Origin of the sequence: Streptomyces sp. NRRL WC-3618, assembly GCF_001280005.1 — a bacterium.
Lineage (GTDB): Bacteria > Actinomycetota > Actinomycetes > Streptomycetales > Streptomycetaceae > Streptomyces.
The window spans coordinates 1-17,718 of sequence record NZ_LGDW01000063.1; the positions used below are offsets into that span (position 1 = coordinate 1).

The 17,718-nt window shown below is 71.7% G+C and carries 16 protein-coding genes and 4 pseudogenes; 11 read left to right on the forward strand and 9 right to left on the reverse strand.

What is annotated here, in order from left to right:
- From ADL01_RS44595 to ADL01_RS09160, 4 genes and pseudogenes are all read left to right on the forward strand, one after another.
- Positions 1 to 148 (forward strand): annotated as a pseudogene (locus ADL01_RS44595) (ABC transporter permease); the annotation flags it as partial.
- Positions 149 to 212: 64 nt separating this feature from the next.
- Positions 213 to 1,498 (forward strand): annotated as a pseudogene (locus ADL01_RS09150) (histidine kinase).
- On the forward strand, positions 1,495 to 2,169 hold the full coding sequence (locus ADL01_RS09155) for a response regulator (protein ID WP_053741417.1): 675 nt from the start codon (positions 1,495 to 1,497) through the stop codon (positions 2,167 to 2,169). The pseudogene ADL01_RS09150 and the gene ADL01_RS09155 overlap by 4 nt, the downstream one beginning before the upstream one ends.
- A 473-nt stretch (positions 2,170 to 2,642) precedes the next feature.
- Positions 2,643 to 4,130 carry a hypothetical protein gene (locus ADL01_RS09160; RefSeq protein WP_053741418.1) on the forward strand — a complete coding sequence of 496 codons (1,488 nt, stop codon included), beginning with the start codon at positions 2,643 to 2,645 and terminating at the stop codon, positions 4,128 to 4,130.
- Between the two features lie 16 nt (positions 4,131 to 4,146).
- On the opposite strand, the gene ADL01_RS09165 is transcribed toward ADL01_RS09160, so the two are convergent.
- Complete coding sequence (locus tag ADL01_RS09165) at positions 4,147 to 5,199, reverse strand: sodium-dependent transporter (protein WP_053741419.1); 1,053 nt, start codon at positions 5,197 to 5,199, stop codon at positions 4,147 to 4,149.
- 188 nt (positions 5,200 to 5,387) lie between these two features.
- Between ADL01_RS09165 and ADL01_RS09170 the strand changes: the two genes are divergently transcribed.
- Entirely contained in the window at positions 5,388 to 6,227 is an 840-nt protein-coding gene (locus ADL01_RS09170) for a hypothetical protein (RefSeq protein WP_053741420.1), read from the forward strand.
- A 168-nt stretch (positions 6,228 to 6,395) separates the two neighbouring features.
- The gene (locus tag ADL01_RS09175; RefSeq protein ID WP_107090845.1) at positions 6,396 to 7,271 is read left to right on the forward strand and encodes a hypothetical protein; all 876 of its coding nucleotides are present in this window, start codon (positions 6,396 to 6,398) and stop codon (positions 7,269 to 7,271) included.
- A 6-nt stretch (positions 7,272 to 7,277) separates the two neighbouring features.
- Here the strand turns inward: ADL01_RS09175 and ADL01_RS09180 are convergent, their stop codons facing one another.
- The 5 genes from ADL01_RS09180 to ADL01_RS09200 are packed head-to-tail and all read right to left on the reverse strand — an operon-like array spanning position 7,278 to position 11,220.
- A complete protein-coding gene (locus tag ADL01_RS09180) occupies positions 7,278 to 8,648 on the reverse strand; it encodes a sensor histidine kinase (protein ID WP_053741422.1) in 1,371 nt (456 codons plus the stop codon).
- Complete coding sequence (locus ADL01_RS09185) at positions 8,645 to 9,307, reverse strand: response regulator transcription factor (protein WP_053741423.1); 663 nt, start codon at positions 9,305 to 9,307, stop codon at positions 8,645 to 8,647. The genes ADL01_RS09180 and ADL01_RS09185 overlap by 4 nt, the downstream gene beginning before the upstream one ends.
- The gene (locus tag ADL01_RS09190; protein ID WP_053741424.1) at positions 9,261 to 9,953 is read right to left on the reverse strand and encodes a phosphatase PAP2 family protein; all 693 of its coding nucleotides are present in this window, start codon (positions 9,951 to 9,953) and stop codon (positions 9,261 to 9,263) included. Before ADL01_RS09190 ends, ADL01_RS09185 begins: the two co-directional genes overlap by 47 nt.
- The gene (locus tag ADL01_RS09195; RefSeq protein ID WP_053741425.1) at positions 9,950 to 10,555 is read right to left on the reverse strand and encodes a phosphatase PAP2 family protein; all 606 of its coding nucleotides are present in this window, start codon (positions 10,553 to 10,555) and stop codon (positions 9,950 to 9,952) included. The genes ADL01_RS09190 and ADL01_RS09195 overlap by 4 nt, the downstream gene beginning before the upstream one ends.
- Positions 10,552 to 11,220: a DedA family protein gene (locus ADL01_RS09200; protein WP_053741426.1), complete on the reverse strand. Its 669-nt coding sequence runs from the start codon at positions 11,218 to 11,220 to the stop codon at positions 10,552 to 10,554. Before ADL01_RS09200 ends, ADL01_RS09195 begins: the two co-directional genes overlap by 4 nt.
- A gap of 125 nt (positions 11,221 to 11,345) precedes the next feature.
- On the opposite strand from ADL01_RS09200, the gene ADL01_RS09205 reads away from it, so the two are divergent.
- Positions 11,346 to 11,717, forward strand: a complete 372-nt coding sequence (locus tag ADL01_RS09205) for a BlaI/MecI/CopY family transcriptional regulator (protein ID WP_053741427.1) — start codon at positions 11,346 to 11,348, stop codon at positions 11,715 to 11,717.
- Complete coding sequence (locus tag ADL01_RS09210; protein WP_053741428.1) at positions 11,714 to 12,643, forward strand: M56 family metallopeptidase; 930 nt, start codon at positions 11,714 to 11,716, stop codon at positions 12,641 to 12,643. The genes ADL01_RS09205 and ADL01_RS09210 overlap by 4 nt, the downstream gene beginning before the upstream one ends.
- 11 nt (positions 12,644 to 12,654) lie before the next feature.
- On the opposite strand, the gene ADL01_RS09215 is transcribed toward ADL01_RS09210, so the two are convergent.
- From ADL01_RS09215 to ADL01_RS09225, 3 genes are all read right to left on the reverse strand, one after another.
- Positions 12,655 to 12,861: a hypothetical protein gene (locus ADL01_RS09215; RefSeq protein ID WP_053741429.1), complete on the reverse strand. Its 207-nt coding sequence runs from the start codon at positions 12,859 to 12,861 to the stop codon at positions 12,655 to 12,657.
- A gap of 250 nt (positions 12,862 to 13,111) precedes the next feature.
- Positions 13,112 to 13,615 carry a glutathione peroxidase gene (locus ADL01_RS09220; protein WP_053741430.1) on the reverse strand — a complete coding sequence of 168 codons (504 nt, stop codon included), beginning with the start codon at positions 13,613 to 13,615 and terminating at the stop codon, positions 13,112 to 13,114.
- 9 nt (positions 13,616 to 13,624) lie between these two features.
- Positions 13,625 to 14,620 carry an ArsR/SmtB family transcription factor gene (locus ADL01_RS09225; protein ID WP_053741431.1) on the reverse strand — a complete coding sequence of 332 codons (996 nt, stop codon included), beginning with the start codon at positions 14,618 to 14,620 and terminating at the stop codon, positions 13,625 to 13,627.
- A 94-nt stretch (positions 14,621 to 14,714) separates the two neighbouring features.
- Between ADL01_RS09225 and ADL01_RS09230 the strand changes: the two are divergent.
- From ADL01_RS09230 to ADL01_RS09240, 3 genes and pseudogenes are all read left to right on the forward strand, one after another.
- A pseudogene (locus ADL01_RS09230) lies at positions 14,715 to 14,996 on the forward strand (MFS transporter); the annotation flags it as partial.
- Positions 14,997 to 15,314: 318 nt separating this feature from the next.
- Positions 15,315 to 17,177 carry an ABC transporter ATP-binding protein gene (locus ADL01_RS09235; RefSeq protein ID WP_199834785.1) on the forward strand — a complete coding sequence of 621 codons (1,863 nt, stop codon included), beginning with the start codon at positions 15,315 to 15,317 and terminating at the stop codon, positions 17,175 to 17,177.
- 169 nt (positions 17,178 to 17,346) lie between these two features.
- Positions 17,347 to 17,718: pseudogene (locus tag ADL01_RS09240) on the forward strand (hypothetical protein); the annotation flags it as partial.

Sequence of the window (17,718 nt, forward strand, 5' to 3'; positions counted from 1 at the left end):
CCTGCCGAGCAACGCGGGCGAGTCGATGTTCGCCCTGACCCACGACAGCACCACCCTGTCCCCCACGGCCGGGCTGCTGGTCCTCCTCGGCTGGACGGCCCTCGCGCTGGCGGGCGCGGCGTACCGCCTGGTGCGCCGCGACGTGTGAGCGCCCGCACGATGGGGAGGTGACCACCTTGACGACGACCACGCCCGTCGGCGACTTCGGCGGTATGGGACCGCTGGTCGCCCGGTTCTCCCGGGGCGGCCAGCGGCTGCGGCAGGCGGACCGGAACCGTCCGTGGGTGCTGGACACCGCGGTGGTGGTGCTGGTCTTCCTCATGTTCTGCCTGCCGGACCTGCTGCACGGCGGCGCCGGGGACGGCGACGGTCCACACCGGTTCCGGCTCGCCTTCACCCGGCTTCCCCTGGCGGCCATGCTGCTCCTTCAGGTCGGTCTGGTGCTGCCGCTGCTGTGGCGGCGGCGCAGGCCGATGGCCGCCTTCGGTGCCATCGCGGTCGTGTTCGTGCCTTCGGTGCCATCGCGGTCGTGTTCGTGCTGCAGTGGTCGCTGGGGACGGCGCTGCGCGCGGACGTCGCCCTGTTCATCGCGCTGTACAGCCTGGCTCTGCACGGGCGGTTGCGGCAGTTGCCGTGGGCCTGCGGCGTCATGGCGGGTGCGGTGGTGCTGGTCGCGGTGCGGGTGTCGGCGGCCGTGTCCGTCTGGGACGCGCTGTTCTTCCTGCTGAGCACGGCGACCGCGGCCCTGGCGCTCGGCCTGATGATCAGGATCCGGCGGGCCCAGCTCGCGGGGCTGCGGGAGCGGGCGGCCCGCCTGGAGATCGAACGCGACCAGCGCAGCAGGCTCGCGACCGCCACCGAACGGGCGCGGGTGGCCCGCGAGATGCACGACATCGTCGGCCACAACCTGGCCGTCATGATCACCCTCGCCGACGCCGGGGCGTATGCCACGGATGCGGCTCCCGACCGCGGCAAGGAGGCTCTGCAGCTCATCGGCGACACCGGCCGCACGGCTCTCGGCGAGCTGCGGCGCGTGCTCGGCGTCCTGCGGGAGGCGTCGGCCGCCCCGGCCACGGTGCCCGATCTCAGCCCGCAGCCCGCTCTCGTGGACATCGAGGCGCTGTGCGAGGGGGTGCGCGTCGCGGGCTTGGAGGTCGTCTATCGGACCGTCGGCGAGGTGGACGCCTTGGACCGGGGGATACAGCTGACGGCCTACCGCATCGTCCAGGAAGCCCTCACGAACACCCTGAAGCATGCCGGGGCCGGCACACGGGTGACACTGTCGGTGATCGCCGAGGACACCCGGCTGGTCGTTCGCGTCCGGGACAACGGCCCGGCGCACCGCCCCGGACCCTGGAACGAGGAAGGACACGGGCTGGTGGGCATGCGTGAACGAGTGGCGCTCTACGGCGGCGACGTCAGCGCCGGGCCCGCGACCGGCGGCGGATGGATGGTGGAGGCCACCCTCCACCCGGCCTCTCAGGCAGGTGCCCGGTGACCACGGTGCTCGTCGTGGACGACCAGCCGCTGCAGCGCTACGGCTTCCGGGTGCTGCTCGACTCCATCCCCGAGACGGAGGTGGTCGGCGAGGCCGCGCACGGCGCCGAGGCTGTCCGCAAGACCGCCGAACTGCGCCCCGACGTCGTCCTGATGGACGTACGCATGCCCGGTATGGACGGCATCGAAGCCACGCGCCGGATCACGGCGGCTGGGGGCCGCTCTCGCGTCCTCGTGCTGACCACCTTCGACCTGGACGAATACGTCCATGCCGCCCTGCGTGCCGGAGCCAGCGGCTTCCTCCTCAAGGACGCACGCCCCGAGGAACTCCTCGCCGGCATCCGCGCGGTCGCCGCCGGCGACGCCGTCATCGCGCCGGCTCTCACCCGCCGCATCCTGGACAGGTACGCCCAGCACGTGCCCGCCGGCAGGAGCGACGTGAGCGAGGACCCGCGGCTGGGATCCCTCACCGACCGTGAGCGCGAGATCCTCGTCGCCATCGGCAAAGGCTGGACCAACGGCGAGATCGCCGCCCGCTTCGTCGTGTCCGAGTCCACGGTGAAGACGCACGTCGGCCGTGTCCTGGCCAAGATCGGCGCCCGCGACCGCATCCAGGCCGTGATCTTCGCCTACGACCTCGGACTCGCCGGCCCCGACACCGGCACCGGGTGAGGAGACGGCGGAGGCCGGCCCGCCGGATCCGGAGCATCGCTCGGCGGCACGACCGACGTCATGGCGGGCTCTCGTCATCGAGCGGTTCTCTCAAGTCCCGCGCCGTGTCGGCCGGTAGGCGCCGCGCCGCCCGTCCGCGTCCCGCGCGGTACCAGCCCCTTTTGTCGTGCGGCCGGCCGAGGATGGTGTGCACCGTGTCGCAGGAGAGCCTGCCGCCTGGTTCCGCCTGGATCTCGGCCGGAGTCCGGGGGCTCTCCACCGCCCGGAGGGCGGCCACAACCGCAGCCTCCAGCTCGCCCGTGCTTACGCCGTTCGGGCCTCTCGTGTGAGTCGCTGCCCGACATGTCGGGCACCTTGAAGAGGTGGGGAGACAGGCCCCCCGGCTTGGGCCCTGCAAATCGTGGGGTGAAATGCGGCGCTCTACGGGCTGCGGAGGAGTCGATCCCGCGGCGTGCGAAGACGAGAGGTGCACGATGGCCGACGGCTCGAACACCACGGCGACCGGCGCCCCTCGCACCGGCCCCGCCCCACGGGCCGGCCAGCCACCGCGCTCCTTCGGCGAGCCGTGGCTGACGGCGGTCGCGGGCGCCTTCACGCTCGCCCAACTCGTCCTCATCGGGCCGGGGTTCGGTCTCGGCTGGGACGAGACCGTCTACGTCAGCCAGGTCAGCGGCCACACTCCCGCCGCCTTCTTCAGCGCGCCCCGCGCCCGTGGCGTCCCTCTCCTCGTGGCTCCGGTCACGTCATGGTCCGACTCCACAGCCCTCCTCAGGGTCTACCTGGCCGTCCTCTCCGGCCTGGCCCTCTACTTCGCCCTGCGCGTCTGGCGAGCCCACGTCATGCCACCTGTCCTGGCCCTGGCGGGCGCCCTGTTCGCCTCCCTGTGGGTGACGGTGTTCTACGGCCCGCAGGCCATGCCCAACTACTGGGTCGCCGTCGGCGCCCTGGCCTGCGTCGGCTGCTTCCTGCGCGCCCGCGCGAACGCACGGGACCGGGCAGCCTGGTGGGGCCTGTTCGCGGGTACGGCGCTGATGGCGTGGATGCGCCCGATGGACGCGGGTTATGTCGTACTGCCTCTGCTCGCCCTTTCCACGCGCCGTCCGCGTCTTCTCGTCGTGCTGGTCGCCGGACTGCTGGCGGGTGCGGGCGAATGGGTGATCGAGGCGTACGCGAGCTACGGCGGCCCCGCACAGCGCCTCTTGGACGCCTCCCGCATCCAGGGCGGCCTGGGATGGCACCTGGCGGTCGTGGACCAGCTGCGCAGTCTGGGCGGGCGCACGCTGTGCCGGCCCTGCACCGGGTCGCTCCCCAGCCCGGTGGTGACCCTGTGGTGGTTCGCGCTGCCGCTCCTGGCCGCCTTCGGCGCCGTGGCCGCGGTCCGTGCCCGGCGCGCGCTGCCCGTCCTGCTCCCGGGTGCCTGTGCCGTCACGGCGGCCGTGCCCTACCTGTTCCTCATCGGCTACGCGGCCCCTCGCTTCCTGCTGCCCGCCTACGCCCTGCTCGCCCTTCCCGTCGCCCACGGCCTCGTCCACCTGGTCACCGCTCCGGCCCGCGGGAGGACGCGCACCCTCGCGGTGAGCCTGGTGGTGGCCGGCCTGGCGGGCCATCTGGCCGTGCAGTACGTCGTCCTGGAGCGCACCGTGCGCACTTCCGCCGCCGACCGCGCGGACTGGTCCCGCACCGCGGTGGCCCTCCACACGCTCGGGGTGCGGTCTCCGTGCCTGCTCAGCGGTTACGAGGCCGTCCCGATCGCCTTCTACACCGGCTGCGGTTCCGCCCAGACCGCGGGCCACGACGCCAGCGCCACCGCGGCCGAACTGACCCGGGCCGCCCACCGGACACCCTTCGCCGTCCTCACCCCGCCAGGTGGCCGCCCGCCCGCTTTCGCGCGCGGCTGGCCCATGAAGCGGGTCGGCGTTCTCCGGGCATACGTGCCTCCCGCCGTACGGCAGGGGCAGTGAACGGAGTCACGACCGCTCACGCCCGCGAGGTCGCGGCCACGACCCGGCTCGCGGCCGTCTTCTGCAGCAGCCCGTAGACGAGCACCGGCAGGAGCAGGTGCGGTTTGTCGGGCAGTGTGGTGGTGATCAGGACCGCGCTCGCACTGCTGTTGTTCATGCCGCAGGCGAGCGTCAACGAGGAGGAGTGGGGGGCGTCCAGCCGCAGCAGGCGCGCGGCGGTCAGGCCGAGCGCGAAGGAGAGCAGGCAGACGAGGGCCGCCACGACCAGTGCGGCGCCGAACAGCAGCGGGCGCGGATGCGCGAGGAAGGAACCCAGCGCGCCACTGGCGTTCACATATGTCAGCGCAAGCGATCCGACGAGGGCGGCGAGTACGACCACGCCCAGCGTGCGGCCCCGCCATGCCGTCGGCAGCGTGAGCCGGCACAGGAGGCCGGCCGCGCAGGGCAGGACCACGCCGACGAGGGCGAAGCCGCCATGGGCCGCGTTCCCGGTCGTGGTGAGCGTGTCCGCGTAGTCGTCGCTGAGGAGCGGCGCCATGGTGGTGATGACCAGCGGGATGGTGAGCGGGCTCAGCAGCGTGGAGGCGAGGACGAGCCCCACCATGGTGGGCTGGCCGCCGTCGTCCTTATCGGTCCACACGGTGGCTCCGGCGGCGACGGGCATCGCCACGATCAGGATCATCGCCGTGACCAGGCCGCTGCCGCCGTCGGCGTCGGGCGTTTGACGCAGGAGGAACGCGACGACGGGGATCACCAGCAGCGGGACCGCCAGGTGCAGGACGAGCCCCGCCAGCAGGGCGGTGGGACTGCGCAGCAGTCGGCCCAGCTCGCGGACGGGTACCTGGAACCCGGCGGAGAAGAGCACCAGGGCCAGCAGCAGCGGGCCGGTGCTCAGCGACAGACCGGTCACGGTGCCGAGCGGCAGGGTGTGCTCACGGCGCAGCCACAGACCAGGACCGGGCAGGAGAAGGGCGGCGAGATAGGACAGCACCACGGCCCGGCCGAGCCGGCGGCGCAGCCAGAGCGTCGCCCGGTCAGGGGGCGGGAGGGAGCCAGACGGATGGTTCAAGGCGTACTTCTTCCATAGCGGCGGACTGGACGGGGCGGAGCGCCGCTATGCAAGAGCCCTGATCACGAGTCGTCATGGCTTCCATGGCATGCATGCCATGCATGGTGCCCGGGTGACGCCGATGCGGCAGGCGATACCCGCACGGCAGTCAGGATGCGTTCAGGTATCCCGTGGCACGGTCACGTCTCATGACATACGAGACGTCAGAGACCTCCGCGACCCCTGTGGCCGGCGCCCAGACGGTGTCCTCCGGCCGCCGGCCGGGCTGGAACAAGGTGCCCGAGGTCACCGCCTACTTCTGGATCATCAAGGTGCTGTGCACCACCGTGGGCGAGACGGCCGCCGACCTGCTCAACGAGAAGGCCGGCCTCGGCCTGACCGGCGTGTCGGTGCTGATGAGCGCCCTGCTGGCGGTCGTCCTGGTGGTGCAGTTCCGCGCCGGCGCCTACCGAGCGGGCGTGTACTGGCTCGCCGTAGCCCTGATCAGCGTCGTCGGCACGCTGATCAGCGACAATCTCACCGACAACATGGGCGTACCACTGGAGACGAGTACGACGGTCTTCGCGATCATCCTCGCGATCGTCTTCGTGATCTGGTACCGGCGTGAGCGGACCCTGTCCATCCACCACATCGACACCCCCAGCCGGGAGTCCTACTACTGGCTCGCCGTCCTGTTCACCTTCGCCCTCGGCACCGCGGCCGGTGACCTGGTCTCCGAGCGCATGGACCTCGGCTACTGGCTCGCCGCACTCCTGTTCGCCCTGGCCATCGCCGCGGTCGCCCTCGCGCACTTCACGCTCGGCCTGGACGCGGTCTGGAGCTTCTGGATCGCCTACGTCCTCACCCGCCCGCTGGGCGCGTCCATCGGCGACTACCTCTCCCAGCCGACCGGCGACGGCGGCCTGGGCTTCGGCACCGTCGTCACCAGCGCCCTGTTCCTCACCGTCATTCTCGTCCTGGTCGTCTATCTCTCGGTGACCCGAAAGGATGTGGCGGAGCCTCAGCTCGTCGCGCGGCGCGCGGCCTGAGCAGGCAAGCGGCAGGCGTTCAGGTTGCGTTCAGGCTGACGCTGCCACAGTTGGGCGCGTCGATCGCCGTTGCGCGGTCGCCTCTTCTCACAGGGCGCTCGCCCCCATCTCGGGGCGGGCGTTCTGCCGTTCGACGAAGCGGAGCCCCCCACCGTGCAGCAACCGGAAATGTTCACTGATCTGGACGTCGCGAGCGCGACCAAGTCGGTGATGAAGAAATTACCCGAGGTCACCCTGGCGTTCTGGACCATGAAGGTCGCCGCGACCACCCTCGGCGAGACGGCCGGCGACCTCTTCGCGCAGACCCTCAAGCTCGGCTACTTCCTGACCACGATCGCGCTGTTCCTGCTCTTCGTGGTGACGCTGGTCGTCCAGCTCAGGTCCAGCCGCTACAACCCGTTCTTCTACTGGACCGTGATCCTGTCGACCAGCATGGCCGGCACCACGATGTCCGACTTCATGAACCGGGACGCGAGCACCAAGTTCCTTTCCGGCGGCTCCACTTCCCTGGGCTGGGGACCACAGGGGCTCGGCCTGGGCTACCCCACCGGCGCGGCGATCCTCATCTCGGTCCTGCTGGTCATCTTCGCCGTCTGGAAGGCGACCGGGATGACCTTCCAGATCCGTGACATCGTCACCTTCCGCGGCGAGGCCCTGTTCTGGTCGGCGATCCTCGTCTCCAACACCCTCGGCACCTCCATGGGTGACTTCCTGTCCGACAGCTCCGGGCTCGGTTACGCCGGTGGCGCGCTGCTCGTGAGCGGGGCGCTCTTCGTTCTCGTCGCCCTGATGAAGGTGCCGGTGGTGCCGAACGTGCTGCTGTTCTGGATCGCGTTCGTCCTCACCCGCCCCCTGGGCGCCACGGCGGGCGACTTCCTGACCAAGCCGATCGCCAAGGGCGGCCTGGACCTCGGCACGGCGGGTTCCTCTGCCGTACTGCTGGCCGTCCTGCTCGGTCTGGTGGCCTACGCGCAGGTCCAGGAACGCCGGACCACCACGCCGCGGCCGACGGAACGGGAGCCGGTCACTCAGCGGGACGACTGAGTCCGGTCACCCGACAGGCAGGTCGACCCGGAAGCGTGCTCCACCCGTGTGACCGGGATCGTGGGACACCTCGCCGCCGACGGCGCGGGCCAGGCGCCGTGCGAGCGGCAGTCCGAGGCCGGCGCCGTCGTGTCCGTCGCCGGTGTCGGCGCGGCGGCCGGGCTGGAAGAGGTCGTCGACGAACGCCGCCGGCACGCCAGGACCGTCGTCGGTGACCTCGATACGCACGCTGCCGGGCAGCTGCCGCGCGGACACGGTCACCGTGGAGAAGGCGTAGCGGACCGCGTTGGCCAGCAGCGGGCTGACGACGCGTTCGAGGAGGGCGGACGCGACTCCCGCCCGCACGCCTGGATCCGCCACGTCGACGAAGATCTTCACTCGCTCCCGTGTGTCGAGATTCCCGGCCAGCCGTTGCAGGACGGGGGGGACGGCGGTGGTGCCGGGGGCTGTCGAGGTGTTCTGACCTCTGTCCCGGGCGTCGTTGAGAAGTGTGTCGCAGATGGTGCGCATGGACTGGGCGGCCTCGGTGATCACTCCATGGGTGGCGCGGGTCTCGGCATCGGTGCGTGGGCGTGCCCGCCACCAGTCGAGCTCGATGATGATCCGGGTGAGCGGGGTGCGCAGTTCGTGGGACAGCTCGCCGGTCAGCTGCTGCTCGTGGCGCAGCACGGTGCGGATACGGTCCAGCAGAGTGTCCAACGAGGAGCCCAGGCGGACGAGTTCGGCCGGATGGCCTTCGGTGCCGAAGCGTTCGTCGGAGGCGACGGCGCTCCACTGGGTGGCCTGGTCGGTCATGGTGCGTACGGGGCGCAGCGCCCGTCCGACGGCCAGGCGCGTCAGCGCGTAGGTGCACGCGAGCATGACGGCGTCCAGGATCAGAGAACCGAGCAGCAGGGTGTCGGCCGAACTCCGGTAGGGCCCCAGGTCCAGGGCCGTGACCACGGTGGCGTCGTGACGGCCGCCCACGAGATCCGCGCACAGGCGTACGGCGTGCGGGCTTTGAGCGTCGACGGTCGAGCAGGCTCGTTTCCGTTGTGCGGCGAGCCGGTCGGCGGCCCGGGTCAGCGTGCTGTCGGCCGTCGTGGCGGGCGGCTGCTCCAGCAGTTGTGTCCCGGCGTAGATCCACACGTTCGCGTCGAGGAGGCGGTCGTTGACGGTCTCCAGAACCCGCACCCGGGGACCTGTGGTGTCGATGGTCGTGGCGACGGCCGCGGCACGGTTGCGCAGTTGGTCGTCCGCCTGGTGCCGCAGGTGCCGGTCCATCACGGTGTTGAACGCCACCGTCAGCACGGTCATCAGCAGCGCGGCGGTGGTCAGCGCCACGAGGGAGAGCCGACCGCGCAGGGTACGGGGCAACAGGCGGTGCAGCGGGTTCATGACAGGCGGTGTCCGATCCCGCGCGCCGTGGTCAGGCTCAGGCCGCTGCCGGCCTCGCGTAGCTTGCGGCGCAGCCGGCTCAGGTACTGGTCGAGGGTGTTGTCGTTGACCTGCGCGCCGTCCGGCCAGGCGGCCCGGACCAGGTCGCGCCGGCCCACGATGGCGCCGCCGGCGGCCACGAGCGTGGCCAGCAGCCGGAACTCCGTCGGGGACAGCTCGACGTCGGCTTCGCCGACTCGCGCGGTGTGCCGGGTCGAGTCCAGTAGCAGATCCCCGGCGGTGGCCACGGCCGGTGGGCCGGCGCGTTTGATGGCGGCCCGTAGCCGGGCGACGAGTTCGGCGAGGTGGAACGGCTTGGGCAGGTAGTCGTCGGCCCCGGCCGAGAATCCGGACAGCCGGTCGGTGAGGTGGTGGCGGGCCGTCAGGAAGATGATCGGGGCGGTGAAGCCGTTGGCGCGCAGCGCCTGGCACACGTCCCGTCCGTCTGCGTCGGGCAGACCCACGTCCAGGACGACCGCGGCGATGCTGTCGGTGGCCAGTCTCAGGGCGGTGGCGCCGTCGGCGGCGAGCACCGGCTCGAAGTCCTCGTCGAGCAGGCCGCGGCGCAGCACGTCACGCAGGGCGTGATCGTCCTCGACGACCAGGATCTTGTGGTGCATGGTCCTCCGTCGGATTTTCCGGCGTACGGGTGGTGCCGTGAACGAACGATGCGGGCAGCCACCGGGCCATCGCGTACAGGCACACTCCGAGCCATCCGGTGGCGAACAGCCAGCCCCCGATGACGTCGCTGAACCAGTGCACGCCGAGATAGACGCGGGACAGGCCCACCAGTACGCCCCAGCACCCGATGACGGCCCGGAGCGAGGTGGCGCCGCGTGGGGCGCGCAGCGAGAGGGCGACGATCAGGAGCCCGGCGGCGAGGGCAGCTGTGGTGGTGTGGCCCGAGGGGAAGGCCCAGCCGCCGGCCGACGCCGCCCAGTCGGCGTGCGGCGGACGCGGTCGCTGGAGGAGTTCCATCACCCCGTACCGCATCGCCTGCCCGCATCCCAGGCAGGCGACGCTCAGCGCGGCGGCCCACATCCGTTGCCGCGCCGTTCGCCCTGCCACCACGCCGGCCAGCGTCGCGAGGACATACGGGACGGCGCCGCTGCCGGTGTCGGTCACCCCTCGGGCCAGCGCCGTCGTCACGTCCGGGCGATGGGCGAGCGACCAGGTCAGGAAACCGTCGTCCATCCACAGTGGAGCGCCGTCCTGGCCGATCACCACCCAGGTGACGGCCAGGTCGGCGGCGTCGCGCCGGTTCATGGGGCCGTCACCAGCGGGCGCATGCGGCTGGAGGCGATCCGCCGGCCCACGGGTCGCGACCACCGCCGCACGGCGGTCATCGACAGGAGCGCGACGAGCCCGCCGACCAGCACTCCGGCCACGACGTCGTGCGGATAGTGGGCGCCGACCCACACCCGGGAGACCGCCATCGCCAGAGCGGCCACGGCCGCGCCCGCTCCCAGCCGACGGGAGACGAAGAACAGAGCCACGGCGGCGGAGGCGGCGATCGTTGCATGGTTACTGGGGAAGGACCAGTCCCCGGGTGCTGGACACGCCTCCAGGGTCCTCACGCGCAGGTTCTGGCACGGCCGGTCCTCGCGCACCAGCAGTTTCACCACGGCATCCACGCCGTACGCCGCGACCACGACCACCGGCACGGCCAGGGCGGTCACCGCCGCAGCGCTGCCGACCCGGCGCGCGAACCACCAGCCGACGCCTGCGAGGACGGCGAACACCGCGAGTCCGTACGTCGACCAGAGCGACACAGCCCCGTTCAGCCAGCCAGGCGCGTGCCGGGCCAGCCGCACCACGTCCAGGTAGGCGGAGCCGTCGATCGACGACCCGTCGAAGGCCATGATCACCTGTCTCCCCCCTTGGACGCGGTGTTCCGGCGGGCCCGGTACACCTCGGCAAGGAGAGGCGTCAGCGACACGACGACGATCAACGCCACCAGCGGGAGCAGGTAACGGTCGACGTTCGGGATCGACGAGCCCAGCGCATACCCCGCGAGGGTGAGGCCGACGCTCCACACGAGCCCACCGGCGATCTGCCATAGCGTGAATGTCCGCACCGGCACCTGAAGCGCTCCCGCCACCGGATTGAGCACGGTCCGCACCACGGGCACGAACCGGGCCAGCACGATGGCCTTCGCGTGCCCGTACTTCTCCAGCAACTCCTCAGCCCGGTGCGCCCCCCGGTGCAGCCGGGGCGAATGACTACGAGCGAGCAGCGCGCCGCCCGCTCTTCTCCCGAGCAGATATCCGCACTGCGCCCCGGCGAGCGCACCGACGGCCGCGGCCACCAGCAGGGGCCCGAGCGACAGCTTCACCCCGCTGTCGGCCGTGCCGGTGCACAGCAGCCCCGCCGTGAACAGCAGCGAGTCGCCCGGCAGGAAGAAGCCGATCAGCAAGCCCGTCTCGGCGAACAACACCACCCCCACCCCCAGCACCCCGAAGGCGGCCAGCAGAGAATGGGCATCGAGCACGTTGACAGCGAGCTGCGACGACAGGTGGACGGGTGTGGACATCGTCGCGACCCCTTCGGTCCGGCGGAGCGGGCGCGTCGTAGCAGTCGTAGCAGCACCCGACCAGTGACTACAATTCTGTAGACGGTCTACTGAACTGTAGACGATAGGGGGTGAGGATCGTTCCCATGACCGACCCGAAGGACGAACGCCGACCTGCCGGCGAGCTCGAAGCGGCCGTCATGGCCGCACTGTGGGCCGCCGACGCACCGCTCACCCCGGCACAGGTACAGATCGAGCTCGCCTCCGGCCTCGCCCGGACGACGGTGACGACGATCCTGTCCCGCCTCCATGACAAGGGCGTCGTCGGCCGCGAGCGACACGGACGCGGCTACGCGTACGTCCCGGTGCAGGACGCCCCCGGGCTGACCGCCCAGCGCATGCACACCGAACTCGACCGGGACACCGACCGCGAGACAGTCCTCGCCCGTTTCGTCGCCCGGCTCAGCCCCGACGACGGGGAACTGCTGCGCCAACTGCTGGAGGCCGACGAGCAGTGATCGCCCTCCTGCTGCTTCCGCTCCTGCTGCCCTTCACCTTGCCGGTACTGGCCCGGCGCGCCCTCGCCCGCCTCGACCCGGTCATCGCCCTGCGCACGCTGACCGCCTGCGCTCTGGCGTGCGCCGGTGCGTGCGTGGCCGCCCTCGGCGCCGTCGTGCTGATCGGACTGCTCAAGCTCTCCCTCTTCGCGGCGCTCGGCGACCTCATCCACCCCCTGCGCACCCCCTCCAACCTGCTCGCCCTCCCGGCCGCCGCGCTCGCCACCGGCGCGCTCACCCTCGGCACCTGGACCCTCGCCCGCTCAGCCCTGCGGCAGGTCCGGGCATTCCGTACCGCCCGCACGGAGGCCGACCGCCGTCCCGCCGCCGGCGACCTGTGCGTCGTCCACTCACCGCACCCAGACGCGTACGCCCTGCCCGGCAGACCCCACCGGATCGTCGTCACCACCGCGATGCTGCGCAGCCTCGGCCCCGCCGAACGAGAAGCCCTCTTCGCCCACGAGCGGGCTCACAACGCGGGCGGCCACCACTACTTCCTGGCAGCCGCCGAACTCGCCGCCCACTGCCACCCCGCGCTCCACGCCACACGTGTCACCCTCCGGCTCGCCGCGGAACGCGCCGCCGACGAGAGTGCCGCTGCCACCGTCGGCGACCGCCGCCTGCTCGCCCGGGCCATCGCCCGCGCCGCCCTCGCGGGGGACGCTCAGCACTCCACCCGCCCGGACTTCGCCCCCGGGGCCACCACGGGCCCCGTTCCGCAGCGGGTCGCAGCCCTCCTCACCCCTGGCGACAGCCGCTCGAAATCCACACGATGGATCGCCCTGCTCCTCACCGTCTGCGCGATCCTCCCCGCCGCGACCGCGACGACCGGTGTGCTGGCCTTCCACCACGAGGTCGAGGTCGCCCAAGGCGAAGAGAGCCGCTGACGGCCCAGCGCCTATTGACGAACCCACTCCGCGTCGACGCGTTGGTGGTCGCCGATCTCCTCGGCACCCTCATGCTGCCCACCGGAGCCGTACACGATGGTCAAACGCCAGAACGGGCCGCCCAGGACGTACCCTGTGGCGCCCCGGACGGCCGACCCCGCCTGCGGCGCGTCGCCCTGGCCTGGGTACAGGCGTGCTGCGGGACGGTCGTCACTCACGTCTCACGTCATGGCGACTGAACCGATGCCCCCCGAGGCAGTCGGGCACTTGCGCCGGACACCGGCGAGACGGCCCGCATCGAAGGAGGCGATGTGCGTCCTTCGACGCGCCGCCGGGCCTCATCCCGGACTGAAGCCCCAGGCCGGACCGAGCGGACTGGCTGTCGCCGCCCCCATTCCCCGGTGACGGACAGCCGGGCCCCCTTGCGACTGGCAGGGGGCCCGGCCTCTTGGGGGATGGGGCACAGGGTCAGCCGATGGCCTTCTCCACCGCGCCCACCAGCTCGTCCGTCTCCGGCTCCGTCTGCGGGGAGAAGCGGGCGACGACCTGGCCGTCGCGGCCGACGAGGAACTTCTCGAAGTTCCAGCGGATGTCGCCGGTGTGGCCCTCGGCGTCGGCGAAGCCGACCAGGCGGTCGTACAGGGTGTGCCGGGCGTCGCCGTTGACGTCGACCTTCTCGGTCATCGGGAAGGTCACGCCGTACGTCGCCGAGCAGAACTCGGCGATCTCCTCGGAGCTGCCGGGCTCCTGGCCCATGAACTGGTTGCAGGGCACCCCGAGCACGGTGAAGCCCTGCTCGGCGTACCGCTCCTGGAGCTTCTCCAGGCCCGCGTACTGCGGGGTCAGCCCGCACTTGGAGGCGACGTTGACGATGAGGACGGCCTTGCCCGCGTACTGGGCGAGGTCCGCGGAACCGCCCTGGAGGGCACCGATCTCGACATTGAGGGGGGAGGAACTGGCGTCTGTGGTCATAAGCGGATGCTAACTCCGGTAGGTGTCGGGCACGGGTGCCGCCCCCGGAGCCTTGACCAGGACCTCACCGGCGGCCGTACGCGAGTACAGCACCGACCGTCCCGCCCGCCGCCGCTCCACCAGCCCCGCGTCCAGCAGCACCCGCAGATGCCGGCCGACCGAGCCGAGGGGCCGGCCGGTGACGGCGGTCAGCTGGGTGGTGCTGTGCGGGGAGTCGAGGAGTACGAGCACGGTGGCGCGCGCGGACCCGAGGAGTGCCCCGAGAGCGGCGGACGCCGTTCGCCCACCGCCGTGGTCGGCCAGCGCGCCCGCGCACGGGTAGACGACGGCGTACCGCTCCGGCTCCTCCCACGCCACCCACCCCGCTTTCGGCGTCACGGGGACGAAGACCAGCTCGGCGCCGGAGATCTCGCGGGGCGGGTACTCGTGCAGGTTGATCTGGAGCCGGTTGCCGTCGAGCCAGCGGGTGCCGGGGCGCAGGGCGTCCAGTACGGCGGCCCAGCCGTCCTGACCGACCCGCGCGGTCCGCGCGACCACATCGGCTTCGAGGACGCGCCGACGCCGGTCCCAGTACGGGCGTACGGCCTCCTCCCACACGAAGGTGAAGAGGTCGGCGGCGCGTTCCGGGAGGTCGTCCCGGCCGGCGAGGGCGGCGGGCAGCGGGCCGGGGCGGGAGCGGACGAGGTGGTCGCGGGCGAGGGCGGGGGCGACCGTACGGACGCGCGCGACGCCCTCCTCGAACGTCTCGCCGTACCGGGGGGTGGGGGTCAGGAAGTCGGCGATCCAGTCACGGCCGACGCCGGTGCGGACGAGGAGGTCGGCGGTGGGATCGTGCGCGAGACGGCGGCGGTACGCGGGCAGGTGGGCGCTCAGCCAGGCGCGCTCACCGGGGTGCGTGGCCGCTGCGGCGTGCAGCAGTTTGAGGCTCGCGAAAGTCTCGGCGAGGGGTGAGATGACGAACCGGCTGTGGGCGAGGGTGTCGGCGTTCACCTGCCACCAGCCCATGTCTGTCTCCTCCCCAATCGGTCTACTCCACACTGATGTTTCGCGTGTGCGCGAAACAATAACGAGTGTCCGGCGCCCCTCGCAGACTCCCCGCATGCGCAGCTACTCGGCCCTCTTCCGCACCCCCGAGTTCACACCTCTGTTTCTCTCCACGGCGCTCAGATCAGCGGCGTCGACCATCGGCGGCCTGGCCCTCGCCACCCTCACCTACCGCGCCACCGGCTCGCCCCTGCTCTCCGCGCTGAGCATGTTCGGCCCCCAGCTCGCCCAGGTGGTGGGCGCCACGACCCTCCTCTCCGCCTCCGACCGCCTGCCCCCGCGCGCGACCCTGACGGGCATCGCGCTGGCCTTCGCGCTCGGCACGGCGGCGATGGCCACGTGATCCCGGGGTGACTCGAACTTAGAACGAGTCCGTCGCCGCGTGCGCCGTGCCCGAGGCAGGGGAAGAACTGGGCGTGGCTGTCTGCCAGTTCACGAGCGACCGGTTCGCCAAGGGGGACTCACTCGGATGACGACGCGTGACGAACGTACGGAACAAGAGGCCGGTACAGAAGAAGAGGCCTCTGCGGAACCAGAGGCCGCCGACGAACCTTGTGTGTCCGACGAACCCGGCGTCGCTGACGAACCCGGTGTCGCCGACGACGGTGTCTCCGAGTCCGAACGGCTGCTGTTCGGGGGCCCGTTGAGGTACGAGATGGGGTGGAACCAGCATCAGGGGTCCTTCCTGGAGCTGGGTCTGCGGAACATGGTCGCGCGGATGCCCCGGCTGATCGCCGCCACCATCCGGCTCGCCCACCGCGCCGACCCGCGGGCTCTGCGCCGGGTGGCGGTCGCCGAGTTGGGCGGGGGAGTGGCGCAGGCGGTCGGGCTCGTGGCCGTCAACCGGGTGCTCGGCCAGCTGCTCGGCGGCGGCGACACCACCGACCGACTGCGTGACGCCGTACCGGCGTTGGTCGTCGTCGCGGTCACCGCGATCGTCGGCGCGCTGCTGCGGTCCGCGTCCACCGCCGGTACCGGGCGGCTGGAGCCCAAGGTGTTCCGGGTGGCGACGGAGGAGTACCTGGAGCGGGTGGCCCGCGTCGAACTGGCCGCCGTCGAGGACGAGGAGTTCCACAAGCTGCTCGACTCCGCGCAGTGGGGCGCCGAGTCCGCGCGGCGCATGATCCGGTTCTGCACGTCCGTGATGACGGCGAGCATCGCGCTGGCGGCGGCCGCCGGGGTGCTCACCGTGCTGCATCCGGCCCTTCTCCCGCTCCTCGCGCTGATGACGCTGCCCAGCGCCTGGAGCGCCCTCACCATCGCCCGGCGGCGGTACGTCTCCTTCCACACCTGGGTCCAACACGCCCGCGCGGGGCAGCTGTTGGGGCGGCTGCTGATCGACACGCAGGCCGCGCCCGAGGTGCGGGTGCACAACATCGGGCCGTTTCTGCTGCGTCACTTCCGGACCATGGCCGAGACGGGGGAGCGGGAACAGACCCGGCTCGCCTCACTGGCCGCCCGTACCGGGCTGATCGCCTCCGGCTGGACGGGTGTCGCGACGGCCGCGGCATACGGCGTGCTCGGGCTGCTGCTGTGGACGGGAGCCATGGACCTGGCCGTCGCCGGTACGGCGGTCATCGCGATCCGGACCGGGTCCGCCAACCTGGAGTCGCTCGTCGTCCAGCTCAACTTCCTCTACGAGGAAAGCCTGTTCGTCGCCGACCTGGAACGGCTGTGCCAGGAGGCGGACCGCCGGCTCATCCCGGAGACCGGCCACCCGCTGCCCGCCCAGGTGGACGCCATCCGCTTCGAGAACGTCTCCTTCACCTACCCGGGCACGGCCACCGAACCCGCCCTCGACGCGGTGAACGTCACCATCCCCACCGGCCGGATCGTCGCCCTGGTCGGCAACAACGGCAGTGGCAAGTCGACCCTCGCCAAGCTGCTGTGCGGGCTGTACGCGCCCGACGCCGGCCGCATCCTCTGGGACGGGATCGACTCCACCGAGCTCAACCGTACCGACCTCTTCGACCGGATCGCGGTCGTCGCCCAGGACTTCTACCGCTGGCCCTTCACGGCCCGCGTCAACATCGCCATCGGCCGCCCGGACGCCCCGTACGACGACGAACTCCTGCACGCGGCCGCCGAGTACGCGGGCGCCGACGAGACCATCGCATCCCTGCCCCGAGGGTGGGACACGCTCCTCGCCCGTGGCTACAAGGGTGGCCACCAGATCTCCGGCGGCCAGTGGCAGCGCCTCGGCATCGCCCGCGCCCGGCACCGCGACGCCCGCATCCTGGTCGTCGACGAACCGACCAGCGCCCTGGACGCGGAGACCGAGCAACGCGTCTTCGACCAGATCCGCAGCCTCGCCGCGGCGGGCCAGACGGTCATCCTGATCACCCACCGCCTGCACAGCGTCCGGCACGCGGACGACATCTACGTCCTGGAACGGGGCAAGGTCGCCGAACACGGCACGTTCCAGGACCTGATGAAGGTCGACGACGACGGGCCGGGACTGTTCCGGCGGATGTATCTGGTGCAGTCGGAGCAGTACCGCCTCGACGGAGAAGGGTGAGCCACATCACAAGGTAGTGATGTGAGGAAAGTGAAGGAAGCGTGCCTCGGGAGGTGCGTGGGACTGGCATGCTCATGCGTGGCTACTGAGGGGTAACCGTTCGCACCCGACCCCCAACCCCCGTGCCCGCCCGGTACTTCGAGCAAATCGATCCCGAGGACCCCCACGCGTGCCCAAGCCCAAGCACAAGCTCACCAGACATGCCCTGCTGGCGTCGGTCGCCGTCGCGGCCCTGCTCACCACAGGCTGCTCCGCAGACTCGACGCCGGAGGCGGCCGCCCCGGCCGCAGCGGTGACCGAAACACCCGCCGCCGCCCCCACGCCGGAGCAACTCGCCGTCGTAAACGCCCCGTTGGGCGACGCGACGCCGGCGGCCGTGGCGACCCAGGAGGCCGCGAAAGCGGGCGGCACGGCCCGGAAGTCGCCGCTCAAGGTCGCCTCGTACGACAGGAAGAGCGGCCGGGCGGTCATCACCGCGAAGACGGTGACCCCGCCCGCCAGCCACCCGACGCCCCCGTCCTCCACACCGGCGTCCCCCGCC